The following is a 12,351-nucleotide window of genomic DNA, read 5'->3' as shown; positions in this document are numbered from 1 at the left end:
TCAGCGCTTGACGATGCGGGCTTTTGCCTTCAGCTCGTCGACATATTTCTTGCTGAGATCGTCGGCCGCCTTGTCGTTGGAGCCTTCGCTCTGGAACACCATCTGGGCGACCTTGTCGTCGGACACCTCACGCGACGAACAGATGCCGATGAACTCGACACCGCGCTCCGTTTCGCGGGTAGGCGTGGCGCCGCCAACCTTGGTGGCCTTGATCTGCTCGGCCCAGTCCGGCGGCAGTTGCGGCGCCAGCACCCGGCCGAGATCCCGAACCGTGACGTCGATCAGGCCCTTGGCGAACTGCCGCGTCGTGTTGCAGCCGTTGAAGCGGGCGCGCATGGCGTCGGCCTCGCGCTTGCGCTTGCCCAGCGTCGCGCTGCGTTCGGCCGCCGGCACGACGAAGATGACCTGCTGGAGCATGTATTCAGTGGCACTCGGCTTGGAGCCGCCCTTGTCGAGCATGCGCCTGACCGCGTCCTGCTCGGTTACGCTGCCGCCCTCGCCGGAACGATACCGTGCGCTCAAGGCCTGATTCCAGGCCATCTGGGCGCGGATGAACTCCTTGAAATGGCTCTTGCTGACGCCGGACTTTTCCATGACGCCGTCGAGCTGGCTGAGCTGCATCTTGTTGCTCGAGGCAAAGCGCTGGTACGCAGCCTCGACCTGCGCGTCGCTGATGCGGATCCCAAGCCGTCTGGCTTCGGCCATGCGCAAGGTCTGATCGATCATCTCCTGGCCGGCGTCACCCTTCTTGCGCTGAAGCTTGAGGAAGGCGGCGCGATGCGCGATGTCGCCGCTGGTGATCGGTATGTCGTTGACGACGTACTTGATCTCGCTGGCGAAAGCCGGCGGCGTGATGACGGTCATCGACACGGATGTCGCCACCACAAGCAGCGCCAACCCTGCTGAAAAGAGGTATTTCCTCATCGCAAACATCCCAATTCTGTCCCAGCTCCGCCCAACTTCATTCCTTCTTCGGGGTTTGTGAAGTCCCTGCCAGCCCTATGCGGCGAAACGATGTCGCGGGCTACTGGATGGTGTCGACGGCGCTGCTCGACGATCCGAAATCGCCGAGGGTGCGGAACGACAGGTTGAAGCCGATGCTCTGCGTCACCTCCCTGGTGTTCAGGTCGCGCGACTGCGAGTACGTCATCAGATAGGTGAAGCAGGAATCATTATAGGCGAAACCGACCCCGTCCTTGACCAGCAGGCTTTGCTGCAGGTCATAGGTTCCCGTCCCGAACACGCGCCAGTTCTCGGCAAGATGCGTGGACGCGCCGAGCGTCACCTCGTGGCGGTCGGTGGTGAAGCCATAGAGCGGTTGAGCCTGGATGAAGGCGTATTTGGCGCTCAGCGACACCGGCAGGCCGGAATAGGCGGCCTTTACCTCGGCGCGGCGGATATCGAAGCTCTGCTCGTCGAAACGGCCGCTGACCGAGGCGGCGAACCCGTTCGGGCTGCTGACGCCAAATAGGCCGACATAGTCGGACTTGGTGTTTTCGAGGCCCGAATAGGCGCCGACATTGACCAGGTCCGGCGCGTCGAAGGAGTTCTCGCCGCCAATCTGGTAGGATTGGCCGAAAATGGCGTTGGTGCCCCAGCCGTTGATGTAGGAGCCGGAATAGCGAAGGCCGACATTGGCGCGCGAGCCGCCCTCGATACGGTCATAGCCGGAGAACTTGTCGCGTTCGAACAGCGTCGTCGCATCGAAAACCATGCTCTGCGCGTCTTCGTTCGGAACGGCGAGGCCGCCGACATATTGTTCGTTCGGACGCAAGAACACCTGCGCCATCGGCTCGAACACATGACTGGAGCCGCTGGCCATGGAAAACAGCAGCGGCCAGCGCATCTCGAGTCCGGCGGTTGCCATGTACCGGGCGAACGAGGAACGCATATCGTCCTGCTCGCCCAGGTTGGCGGCCATTTCGTTGACGGCATTGAGCGAAGCCGAGGACGCGCGGAGGTAGTCGACATCGCCCTGGAGCGCCAGCAGCGGCGTCAGCACTAGTCCGTCATCGGTGACATACGACCGCTTCCATTCGGCCTCGGCGGTGAGACGTCCAGATTCGCCCTCGATGCCGCGCACGCGCTGTGTGCCTGAAGGGGGGAAGTAGGGGGTAAAAAAGGTCTCGTCGAGGTCATCGCGGCGGATGACGCGCGAATTGACATTGAACGACAACTGGCCGCCTGCGACCGACGTATCCGGAATGTAGGCGTAGTCGAGCGAGGGCAGCACCCAGGGCTGCTGGCCGCTTCGCGCAGCGGGGTTGCTGTCGAGCGCGTCTTCCTGCACCTCGAAATGCATTGCGCGCAGGTCGAAATAATTGCGGCCATCGAGGCCGGTCAGGTAAACCGACGACTGGTGAACGGACCCGTTATATTTGTCGATGGCGTAGGTGTTCGAGAAGTTCTTGTCGGTCTGCAGCAGCACGTCCCAGCCGAAATTCCAGCGCGCATTGATGGCGAACTGCCCCTGTGTGCCCATCATGCCGCGGAATTTGTTCGGATCGCCCGCCTCGCCCGAATCGACATTTCGTCCGGCAGCGTCGATGAAGGCGTCGGGATCCCGCTGCTGAATGCCCGCGATCTTCAGGCTGTATTCGCCATTGTTGAAGCGTTGGCGCCATTCGGCCTCACCGAGAAAGCCTTGCTTGGTGAAGCCGGTGCCGGTGACGGTCAGGTCGTAAGTCGGTGAGAGCGCGAAATAGTAGGGGACCTTCACCCCGACGCCCAGATCGCTTTTGAAGACGATGCCGGGGATCAGGAAGCCGCTCTTGCGCTTTACCGTCGGATCGGCGATCTCGAACGCCGGCAGGTAGGCGAGCGGGAAGCCGAAGAATTCGAAATTCGCATTCTCGAAGCGGACCGTCTTCTTCTCGCCGTTCCAGATGATCTTCCTGGCCTTCACGCGCCAGGTCGGCGCCTTGTCGGGCTTGTCCTCGCACGGTTCGCAGGCGGTGTAGACGCCATTGTGGAAAGTGGTCAACACGCCGCCCATGCGTTCGGCGCTTTCGGCGGCGAAATAGGCCTTGTCGATGGTTTCGACCCGGAGCGCGTTGACGAAACCGTCGGCAAAGTCGTCGGTGATGTCGATATGATCCGAATTGATCTTGGTGCCGTCGCTGTTGATCACCTCGACATTGCCGCTTGCGACCATGCGCTTGGTGTTGCGGTTGTACTCGACCTTCTGCGCGACAAGTCGGTTGCCGCCATAGTCGATCTGCACGCCGCCGACCGCGGTCACGGTCTGGTTGTCGTTGTTGTAGACCAGCGTATCGGCCGCCAGCAGCATCTGCGAGCCGGACGGCACCTTGGTCGCCATGTCGCCGACGTCCTGGGCGAACGCAGGCAGCGGAACCGCGCATGCAAACAGGCATGCCAAGGCGGTCGCCGCATAGAGGCGCGCCAAACCGGCCTGCCTGTTACTGGGCAAAAAGGCCTCCCTCACTAGCCGTCTTCCTTGTATAGCAGGAAAGTCACCCCGAAGAACATAGCTACCACGACCGGCACCCAGGCAGCTACGACAGTCGGCACGAACCCCGCCACGCCGAATGCCTTCACCAGCACCGAAACGACATAAAGCAGAAACCCGGCAACGACGCCACCCAGAATCATCGTTGCCGATTGCCCCATCCTCGCAAATCGCATTGAAACTGTTGCCGCAATCAGCGTCATGGCGACGAGCAGGAACGGCAACGCCACCAGCGAATCGAACTGCATGGCAAAGGCATTTGCCTTGAGGCCGAAGGAACGGGCAACCTCGATTTTTCCCGGCAGATCGTAGAATGGAATGGTCTCCGGGCGCGCCAGCCGCTCCTGCACGAATTCCGGCTTCAGATTGGTCGGCACGCGATCGTTTGCCGCAGGCTGGATGGTGCCGTTCTTGAAGGTCTTGACGTCCTGCAATTCCCAGTAGCCGTCCCGCAGGTAGGCGCGCGCGGCATCCTTGCGCTCGACGATATCGCCTTGCGGGTCGAGGATGAAAAAGACCGCGTCAGCCATCTCCAGGCCCTGGTTGAGGATGGCGCGCGCTCCGATGATGGTGTCTCCGGAGCTGGTTTTCTGCCGGATCCAGGGCGCGGCGTCGGCCGACACCGTGTTCGACTTGCCCGAGCGCAACTGCGTTTCGATCTGTTCGGACCAGGAAAAGGCGTGCGCGGCGAGCGGGTTGATGAGACCGACCGACAGGACGCCGAACAACAGCGCTCCGATGCAGCAAGGCAAAAGGAACTGCCAGGCCGAAACGCCGGCCGAGCGCGCTATGACCAGTTCATACCTGCGGTTGAGCGAGACCAGCGTCGCCATCGCCGAGAAGAGACCGACAAACGGCACGGTCTGCAGCATGATCATCGGCATCCTGAGCCCGGAAATGGCCACCGCCGTTCCGTAGGTAAAGCCGGGCAGGCCGGTCGTGCGGCCGGAAAGCTCGGTGAAATCGATCAGGAACACCAGCGCAAGCAGGCCGATGAAGAACCACACGGTGATGGTGACATAGCGGAAGAAGAAATAGCGTCCCAGCGTCCAGCCCATCAGCTGACCCCCTGGCCCGAGGCGCTGCGCCTGGACAGGCGCAGCTTGACGGCATTCCAGGCGTCGGCCATCCGACTGGCGAGATTCGTCAGCCAATCTGCCCAGGCCACTGGCAATTCCATCGTCCGGTTGGAGGCGATGAACCAGATTGCCACCGCCGACGACACGATCGGCACGCCGTAGACCATATACGCATATTGCGGGACCTCGCCGGCCTTGCCGGCGGCGAAGAAGCCCATCCAGCGCACGAACAGCGATATCGCGATGGCCGTGATCAGCGGATTGACGCGCGCCTCGCGATGCGAGCGTGCGTCTCCGGCGACCGCGAGTGCGATCAGCGCGAAGACCATGGAATAGAGCCATTCCGAGAACCGCTGGTCGACCTCCGCCCGGTATTCGTTCGGGCGCTGCTGATAGACCTTGTCATTGGCACTCGGGTTGAGCAGGTACTGGGTCGTCTGGTCTTTTGGCATCAGCGTCACCTCCGACGCTGCCGCCATGAAGGCCGACATGTCGAAGGCATAGGAGGTGAAGCGGATGACCGAGAGGTCGCCGGTCAGGGTCTTTCGATGGATGACGCCGTCATTCATCATCAGCACCTTTTCGCCGCCGCGTTCGACGATGCTGCCGGTCTTGGCATAATAAACGAGGTTGACCCCTTCCTCGCGCGAATCCGCGACGAAGATGCCGCCCAGCCGGTTGTCGGGGAGCCGCTCGCCTATCTGCAGGAACAGCCCGTCATCGATCTTGCGGAATGTGCCTTCCTGGATGATCAGCGACAGAAGATCCGCGCGTGACTCCGCCACCAGCATCCGGTTCTTCTGGCGCGCATAGGGGTCGATGCCGTTGTCGACGGCGAAGGAAAAGACGCTGGCCGCGGCCGCGAGAATCATGATCGGCCGCACGATGGTCCAGCGCGAGGCGCCCGCTGCGTTGACGACGGCGAGCTCCGAATCCGAATTCATGACGCTGAGCGTCTGGGCAACCGCCACCACGAGCGCGAAGGGCACCACGATCGGAATGATCGAGGGAAGAATGAGGGCCGCGACCTCGAAGAAGGTCAGCGCCGACTGCCCGCTGTCGGTGACGAGGTCGATCTTGGCCAGCACCTGCGTCGTCCAGACAATGGCCAGCGTCCAGGCCAGCGCTGCAATAAAGACCACGAAAGCGCGGCGCATGATGTAGCGTTCAACGACCTTCATGAAGGCTTTTCTCAATTTTCTCGAACGGCATCATGCCACCGGATAAGGGTAGCCGTCCGGCGACGCCCGCACAACTGGCTGCGTCGGGCTCTGTCAGGCAGACGATCCGGTTCCCGTCCCATATCGCGCGCCACGTTGGGCCGGAGTGTCGGCGGGATTGGATAAGAAAGGGCGAACATCGATGGTTAACAACAGGTTGCGGCCAAAAAGCGGAGCCGTGCCGCGACGAATCGCCGTCGATTCATGTGCCATATGGGGAGCCCGTTTGGCAAAGTCTTGCCAAATGCCGGAAAACGACCAAATGTCGCGGATCGCTTCCAACCGCTTCGCGCGAGCCGCGCATTCCCCGAAAGCAGGACATGATGAACCAGAGACCCTCGATCGCCTTCGCAAAATTCGCCGCGCCGCAGACCGCCGCGAACAGGAAGGGGACGGTCTTCGTGCTGGCGACGGATGATGGCGGCCTGAGCGAAACCGCCGCAGCGTATGATCCCGGCAAGACGCTGGAACGGGCCTTCCCGGTGGCCGAATTCACGGCCAAGTTTGCCAGCGTGGTGGAAGTGCTGACGCCGCAGGCAAGCTCGCTCGACAGGCTGGTCGCGGTCGGCGCCGGCAAGGTATCGGGGCTCGACGAATACGCCTGGACGAAGCTTGGAGGCACCATCGCGGGGTCGCTGCGCAAGGCGACTGACGTGGCGGTGGTGCTCGACGTGGTCGGCGCCTCGTCAAGCGGTGCGCAGGCGGCCAGCCTTGCCGCCGGTATTCTTCTGCGCAGCTATTCCTTCGACAAGTACAAGACCAGGAAAGACAAGGACGATGGCCAAGGCGACAAGGCCGAGCCGAAAAAGCCGGCCAAGATAACCATCCACACCGCCGATCCGGCGGGTGCGAAGAAGGCCTTCGCCGAGACCGAGGCGGTGATCGACGGCGTGCTTTTGGCGCGTGACCTCGTCAACGAGCCGGCAAACGTCCTGGGACCGGTCGAGTTTGCCGCCCGCGCCAAGGAACTGGAGGCCCTCGGCGTCAAGGTCGAGATCCTGGCCGAGAAGGAAATGAAGAAACTCGGCATGGGGTCGCTGCTCGGCGTCGCGCAAGGCTCGCCGCGCGGCGCCCGCATGGCCGTCATGCAGTGGAACGGCGGCAAGGCCAAGGACAGCCCGGTCGCCTTCATCGGCAAGGGCGTCACCTTCGACACCGGCGGCAATTCGATGAAACCGGCATCCGGCATGGAGGACATGAAGGGCGACATGGGTGGCGCCGCGGCGGTGACGGGACTGATGCATGCGCTCGCTGGCCGCAAGGCGAAGGCCAATGTCGTCGGCATCATCGGGCTGGTGGAAAACGCCGTCGACGGCCACGCGCAGCGTCCCGGCGACATCGTTACCTCGATGTCGGGCCAGACCATCGAGGTGCTCAACACGGATGCGGAAGGGCGCCTCGTGCTGGCCGATGCGCTCTGGTACTGCAATGACCGCTTCCAGCCGAAGTTCATGGTCAACCTGGCGACGTTGACCGGCGCGATCATGGTCGCGCTCGGCCAGCACTACGCCGGCCTGTTCTCCAACAATGACGAACTGGCGGAACGCCTGGCGACAGCCGGGCAGTCGACGCAGGAGCGGCTGTGGCGCATGCCGCTCGGTCCCGAATACGACAAGCTGATCGATTCCAAGAATGCCGACATGAAGAACATCGGCGGCCGCTATGGCGGCGCCATCATCGCCGCGCAGTTCTTGCAGCGCTTCGTCAAGGACACGCCCTGGGCGCATCTCGACATCGCCGGCACCGCCATGGGGGCGCTGTCGAACGAAATCAACCAGTCCTGGGGTTCCGGCTTTGGCGTGCGGCTGCTCGACCGGCTCGTGCGCGACCACTACGAGAGCTGATCGGGACCCATGGCCGACGTGCTGTTTTATCACCTGACCGAATCGACGCTGGAGGATGCGCTACCCGGCCTGCTTGAGCGCAGCGTCGATCGCGGCTGGCGCGCCGTGGTGCAGACCGGCACCGAGGAGAGGCGCGACGCGCTCGACCAGCATCTGTGGACGTTCCGTGACGATTCTTTCCTCGCGCACGCCACCGACCGCGAAGCCTATCCCGCCGAGCAGCCGATCCTTTTAACCACCGCCGAAGGCAACCCGAACGCGGCGCAGATACGTTTCCTGGTGGACGGAGCGGCGCCGCCGGACCTTGGCGGCTACGAGCGCGCCGTATTCCTGTTCGACGGCCATGATGCCGCCCAGGTCGAGGCCGCCCGCGGACACTGGAAGACGATGAAAGACGCCGGCCACGCGGTGACCTACTGGCAGCAGACGCCCGATCGCCGCTGGGAGCGCAAGGCTTGAGGGATGTCAGCGGTCGCTGATCGTCACCTTGTTGATTTTCGTGCCGGGCGGGAGATCCTTCACCTGACGGTGAATTTGCCCCGCAATGTGCACCTTCACGACGAAGAAGGTTTTTTCCATCTGCCCAACGCTCATTTCACCACCAATCACGGGCGGCTGTTTAAAGTCATAACATTCGCCAGCGCCAAGGATCATTCCCCTTTTTCGCGCCGCGATCACCAGACCAGCCAACACCAGATCGTCTCGGCGACCGGCGTCCTCCATCTGTGCTGCAAACTCCGCCCAACTCGCGGAAATCGGGGACAATCGCCCCTCGATCATGTCGAGATGATGGACCGAGCCATCAGCGGCGCGGAAGAAGATGTCGCCAAAGGCTGAAACGGCCGCCGGCTCCAGGCCGTCCAGGCCGATCCACGTCCAGCCGTCAAGCGCTTCCGCGACATCCTTGCCCGACGGTTCGATAAAGAAAAGCTGGAGATCGCGAGGCCATGCCGACCTGACCAGGCCGGTTGCTCGGGCCGCGCCTGTGTTGCTGCGTCGGCCGTCAGACCGATCACGTGCAGTACGAAAGCCGCCCAGAATTGAAGAAATAAACTTCCAAAGAGAGTTGCTCATAAAATCGTCCCCCAACCCATGTATACTTGCGGTTGGCTTTGACGGCAATCCGACGCGCGCCTTTCAGATGCATTCGGGGATCGAATGATGGGCATTGCTCCTGATCTGATTGTATATAAATGGCGCGAGGCCGTTGGCGGAATGGTAAATGCGGATCGCGATCATTGAACCGGAAGAAACCTGTCGGCTCGTTACATGAACAGCCTTACTTCTTCCCCTGCGGATGGATCGTCTCGCCGCGCTTGAGCATCTCGACAAAGGTCTCGATCTTCTTCCTGCGCCCGGCTTCGGTCTTCATGTTGTGGATACGGAAGGCGAGCGCGAAGCGGTTTTGCGCGCTGAGTTTTTCGAGCATTTGCCGAGCCTCTGGCTCGGCGTCGATCGCGGCCTGCAGGTCATCGGGAATTTTCATGTCCTTGCCACTGGCATAGGCGCGCGCCCAGCGCCCATCGGCCTTGGCGGCCTCGACCTCGGCCAGCCCATGCCGCGTCATCCGGCCGTCGTCGATCAGCCGGGCGACATTGTCGATGTTGATCTGGCTCCAGATGCTTTTCTTCGTCCTCCGCGTGTAGCGCTGCAGGAAGCTCTTGTCGTCGAGCCCCTTGCGCACCGCGTCGATCCAGCCCCAGCACAGCACGACGTCGATCGCTTCCTTCGGCGAGATCGACCTCAGTCCCGAGCCGGTCTTGTGGATTTTGATCCACACCTCGGTTTCCCTGTCATGATGCTCGCCGAGCCAGGTATAAAAGCTCTCGGCGTCCTCGAATTCGTGCACCTTGTCGGGGTCGACCTTGACCGGCGCCATTTGCGGCCTCGTCCATGCTTGCGATTGCACTTTCAATGCGGCATTTCCCGCGGGATGACAATCGAAGGCGAAGATGACGGCGCTGCCGGATGACGGCAGGTCCGCGGTGGCCCGCAGGCGCGGACCACCGCAGCGTCGTTTCATTGCCCGCCCATTTCCTTCTTGAACGTGTCGAAATCGACCTGCATGCCATTGAAGATGGTGCTCCAATGGCGGGTCAGCGCCGCCATCGCCACCGCCTCCTGGATTTCCTCATCGGTAGCGCCGGCGCGCTTGGCGTCTTGCGTGTCCGACCAGATGCAGTAGTTGCACGGGATCTGCGCCGCCACCGCCAGCGAAATCAATGACTTTACTTTTGGCGGCAGCGCCGTCTTGTCGCTGAGTTCGATGGCCTTGACCTCGGCCCAGGCGCCGGGCAGACCCGCTTTGGGAAGTTGCTTCACAAAGCTCGGCACGCCGCCCATGGTCGACTGGATGTCCTTTATGGTTGCATCGTAGTCATCGGCATAGGCAGGGGCCGCGGCGAGGACGCAGGCCACGGCGGTTAGAGCCAACGCACGATGGAAGGAAGAATGCACGGATTTGGCAATGCGATGGTGTGACATGTTTTCCTCCTCTGGTCTTTGTTAGCCTTACTGTGTAAGGTGAAATGAAAAATGAACCTTACGCTGTAAGTTGTCAAGCGCGGCCATGGACTCATCGATCAAAAAAAAGCGAGCACGCGCACGGCTGTCCCGCGAGATGATCGAGGATGCCGCTTTCGAGGTGATCGAGAAGGAGGGTCTTTCCGGTTTTTCGATGCGCAAGCTCGCCGCCGTGCTCGGCTGCGAGGCGATGAGCATTTATCATCACTTCCCCTCACAAGCGCACCTCTACGAGGCGTTGGTCGATCGCCAGGTCAGCGGGATGGTTATCCCCGACGACAGCATGCCCTGGCGCGACAGGATTAGGATGGTCATGCATGAGTTCCGCCGTGTTGCGAGGGAGCACCCGGCCTTCGCACCATTCCTTGTCGTCTACCGGATGAATTCGCCGCCTTGTCTGGCCATGCTGAACGGCGTCATCGGCCTGTTCGAGGCTGGCGGTTTCGGCCCGGAACTCAGTGCCAGGCTGTTTCGCACCGCCAGCTATTATCTCATGGGCGCAATCCTCGACGAGACCGCGGGCTACGCCAAGGGCCCGTCGGCGGTGACCACCGTCGACGACGAGCAACTGGCGAAGGATTTCCCCAGTGTCATGGCGGCCGGGACCTATTTCGGCACCGGCGGTTTCGACAAGACGTTCGAACTCGGCCTCGACATGCTATTGGACGAAATGGAGCGCCTGCGCGACAGGGCCAATGCAGGCTGATTGTCCGGCAACGCCCGATTACAAGGTGATTCCCTGAATGCGCTTTCTGTTCCTGTTGATCCTGCTCGCCGGCATCGGCGTCAGCGCCATCTATCCATGGGCGATGACCAATTTCTCCGGTCACCAGATCGGCAGCTGGCGGGTCTATGATGGCGGCCGCTTCAAGCAAGTCACCGTGCCGCTTGCCGCGCGCGACGCGCCGGTAAGGGTGCTGGTCGACTTGACCGCGAGGGCCGAGCGCATCGTTTCGCAGCAGCGCACGGTGCTGACGCTGACAGCCGCCACCGGCGGTCGCACGGTGCTTGCCTCGACGCTTCAGTTCAATCATTCCGACAATCCGCGTCAGGCGAGCCCGCAACTGCCCGACAAGATCTTCCGCGATGAGGCCGGCGTGATCGGGACCGTCGGCCCCGGCCCCTATGTCTTCACCGTCGGTCCCGGCGACGCCGAGGACATTCCGATACGCGCGGTCGATCTTGTCTTGCGCTCCGGTGTCGGCGAGACCGACAGCCGTGCGCGACCGGTTGGCTTCGCGCTGATGGCGATCGGCCTGATCGGCTTCCTGATGTCCTTGCGTTCTGCCGGCGGCCGGCCGCAAAATCCGAATTCACAGCCACCGCCGCCACGCTGGGGCAGGGGCGCCACATGAACTATCGCCACGCCTATCACGCCGGAAATTTTGCCGACGTCGTCAAGCACGTCGTGCTGACGCGGCTGCTCGAATATCTGAAGCAGAAGGACAAGGCCTTTCGCGTCATCGACACCCATGCCGGCATCGGCCGCTACGATCTGTCCTCGCTCGAGGCGCAGAAGACCGGCGAATGGCAAGGCGGCATCGGCCGACTGGTCGATGCTGCGCCCGAAGCCCAGGCCGCAATGCTGCTCGCGCCCTATCTCGACGCGGTGCGTGCGTGCAACGCAGACGGTCAATTGAAAAAATACCCGGGCTCGCCGCTGGTCGCGCGGCACCTTCTGCGCAAGCAGGACCGGCTGTCGGCGATCGAACTGCACCCGAAGGATGTCGCGAAGCTGAAGACGGAATTCGCCGGCGATTTCCAGACAAGGGTGATCGAGCTCGACGGCTGGCTGGCGCTCGGCGCGCACCTGCCGCCGAAGGAAAAGCGCGGGCTGGTGCTGATCGATCCGCCATTCGAGGAAGAGGGCGAGTTCGGCCGCCTCGTCGACGGGCTGGCGAAGGCGCACAAGCGCTGGCCGGGCGGCATCTATGCGCTGTGGTATCCGATCAAGGACCGCAAGGCGGTGATTGGCTTCCGCAAGGCGCTGAAGGAAACCGGCGTTCCGAAATTGCTCGACATCGAATTCGAAATCCGGCCCGCCTCGCAAGAGCCCAGTCTCGACGGAAGCGGCCTGGTCGTGGCCAACCCGCCCTTCACGCTGGAAGGTGAATTGCGCATTCTCCTGCCGGTCCTGCACAAATTGCTGGTCCTGGAAAGGCCGGCGCACTGGACGCTGAACTGGCTGGCAGGGGAGTAGCAGCGGCGGCGGAATG

At 62.3% G+C, this 12,351-nt stretch carries 12 protein-coding genes; 5 read left to right on the top strand and 7 right to left on the bottom strand.

The features are described 5' to 3' along the window. From LB551_RS06305 to lptF, 4 genes are all read right to left on the bottom strand, one after another. Positions 1–933 carry a SurA N-terminal domain-containing protein gene (locus LB551_RS06305; RefSeq protein WP_224658557.1) on the bottom strand — a complete coding sequence of 311 codons (933 nt, stop codon included), beginning with the start codon at positions 931–933 and terminating at the stop codon, positions 1–3. A 91-nt stretch (positions 934–1,024) separates the two neighbouring features. Further along, entirely contained in the window at positions 1,025–3,445 is a 2,421-nt protein-coding gene (locus LB551_RS06300) for an LPS-assembly protein LptD (protein ID WP_224658556.1), read from the bottom strand. After that, positions 3,445–4,530: an LPS export ABC transporter permease LptG gene (lptG, locus tag LB551_RS06295; RefSeq protein ID WP_181172376.1), complete on the bottom strand. Its 1,086-nt coding sequence runs from the start codon at positions 4,528–4,530 to the stop codon at positions 3,445–3,447. Before lptG ends, LB551_RS06300 begins: the two co-directional genes overlap by 1 nt. Beyond that, positions 4,527–5,729 carry an LPS export ABC transporter permease LptF gene (gene lptF / locus LB551_RS06290; RefSeq protein ID WP_224658555.1) on the bottom strand — a complete coding sequence of 401 codons (1,203 nt, stop codon included), beginning with the start codon at positions 5,727–5,729 and terminating at the stop codon, positions 4,527–4,529. Before lptF ends, lptG begins: the two co-directional genes overlap by 4 nt. 362 nt (positions 5,730–6,091) lie before the next feature. Here lptF and LB551_RS06285 point away from each other — a divergent pair, with 362 nt between their 5' ends. Next, positions 6,092–7,612: a leucyl aminopeptidase gene (locus LB551_RS06285; RefSeq protein ID WP_224658554.1), complete on the top strand. Its 1,521-nt coding sequence runs from the start codon at positions 6,092–6,094 to the stop codon at positions 7,610–7,612. A gap of 9 nt (positions 7,613–7,621) precedes the next feature. After that, positions 7,622–8,071 carry a DNA polymerase III subunit chi gene (locus LB551_RS06280; protein WP_224658553.1) on the top strand — a complete coding sequence of 150 codons (450 nt, stop codon included), beginning with the start codon at positions 7,622–7,624 and terminating at the stop codon, positions 8,069–8,071. A gap of 6 nt (positions 8,072–8,077) precedes the next feature. Here LB551_RS06280 and LB551_RS06275 read toward each other — a convergent pair whose 3' ends face one another. The 3 genes from LB551_RS06275 to LB551_RS06265 form a co-directional block, all read right to left on the bottom strand. Beyond that, positions 8,078–8,686: a T6SS immunity protein Tdi1 domain-containing protein gene (locus LB551_RS06275; protein WP_140549275.1), complete on the bottom strand. Its 609-nt coding sequence runs from the start codon at positions 8,684–8,686 to the stop codon at positions 8,078–8,080. Between the two features lie 205 nt (positions 8,687–8,891). After that, a complete protein-coding gene (locus tag LB551_RS06270) occupies positions 8,892–9,491 on the bottom strand; it encodes a YdeI/OmpD-associated family protein (protein ID WP_140549398.1) in 600 nt (199 codons plus the stop codon). A 140-nt stretch (positions 9,492–9,631) separates the two neighbouring features. Then, the gene (locus LB551_RS06265; protein ID WP_140549274.1) at positions 9,632–10,096 is read right to left on the bottom strand and encodes a carboxymuconolactone decarboxylase family protein; all 465 of its coding nucleotides are present in this window, start codon (positions 10,094–10,096) and stop codon (positions 9,632–9,634) included. Positions 10,097–10,181: 85 nt separating this feature from the next. On the opposite strand from LB551_RS06265, the gene LB551_RS06260 reads away from it, so the two are divergent. From LB551_RS06260 to LB551_RS06250, 3 genes are read left to right on the top strand one after another with little or no spacing between them, the layout of a single operon-like run. Further along, positions 10,182–10,841: a TetR/AcrR family transcriptional regulator gene (locus LB551_RS06260; protein ID WP_140549273.1), complete on the top strand. Its 660-nt coding sequence runs from the start codon at positions 10,182–10,184 to the stop codon at positions 10,839–10,841. A gap of 37 nt (positions 10,842–10,878) precedes the next feature. Then, the gene (locus LB551_RS06255; RefSeq protein WP_140549272.1) at positions 10,879–11,490 is read left to right on the top strand and encodes a hypothetical protein; all 612 of its coding nucleotides are present in this window, start codon (positions 10,879–10,881) and stop codon (positions 11,488–11,490) included. Beyond that, positions 11,487–12,335 (top strand): 23S rRNA (adenine(2030)-N(6))-methyltransferase RlmJ, encoded by an 849-nt coding sequence (locus LB551_RS06250; protein WP_224622814.1) that lies wholly within the window; start codon positions 11,487–11,489, stop codon positions 12,333–12,335. The genes LB551_RS06255 and LB551_RS06250 overlap by 4 nt, the downstream gene beginning before the upstream one ends. The last annotated feature ends 16 nt before the right edge of the window (positions 12,336–12,351 follow it).

Source organism: Mesorhizobium sp. BR1-1-2, assembly GCF_020165435.1.
GTDB lineage: Bacteria > Pseudomonadota > Alphaproteobacteria > Rhizobiales > Rhizobiaceae > Mesorhizobium.
The sequence above is the reverse complement of the archived record's forward strand: the minus strand, read 5'-3'. Positions and strand labels throughout refer to the sequence as shown.

What these genes read in the sequence shown, in the direction of transcription:
- LB551_RS06275 (WP_140549275.1), bottom strand. Translation starts at nt 8,686, where the DNA reads ATGAGCAACTCTCTTTGGAAGTTTATTTCTTCAATTCTGGGCGGCTTT.
- LB551_RS06305 (WP_224658557.1), bottom strand. Translation starts at nt 933, where the DNA reads ATGTTTGCGATGAGGAAATACCTCTTTTCAGCAGGGTTGGCGCTGCTT.
- LB551_RS06285 (WP_224658554.1), top strand. Translation starts at nt 6,092, where the DNA reads ATGAACCAGAGACCCTCGATCGCCTTCGCAAAATTCGCCGCGCCGCAG.
- LB551_RS06280 (WP_224658553.1), top strand. Translation starts at nt 7,622, where the DNA reads ATGGCCGACGTGCTGTTTTATCACCTGACCGAATCGACGCTGGAGGAT.
- LB551_RS06260 (WP_140549273.1), top strand. Translation starts at nt 10,182, where the DNA reads ATGGACTCATCGATCAAAAAAAAGCGAGCACGCGCACGGCTGTCCCGC.
- LB551_RS06265 (WP_140549274.1), bottom strand. Translation starts at nt 10,096, where the DNA reads ATGTCACACCATCGCATTGCCAAATCCGTGCATTCTTCCTTCCATCGT.
- LB551_RS06250 (WP_224622814.1), top strand. Translation starts at nt 11,487, where the DNA reads ATGAACTATCGCCACGCCTATCACGCCGGAAATTTTGCCGACGTCGTC.
- LB551_RS06270 (WP_140549398.1), bottom strand. Translation starts at nt 9,491, where the DNA reads ATGGCGCCGGTCAAGGTCGACCCCGACAAGGTGCACGAATTCGAGGAC.
- lptF (WP_224658555.1), bottom strand. Translation starts at nt 5,729, where the DNA reads ATGAAGGTCGTTGAACGCTACATCATGCGCCGCGCTTTCGTGGTCTTT.
- LB551_RS06255 (WP_140549272.1), top strand. Translation starts at nt 10,879, where the DNA reads ATGCGCTTTCTGTTCCTGTTGATCCTGCTCGCCGGCATCGGCGTCAGC.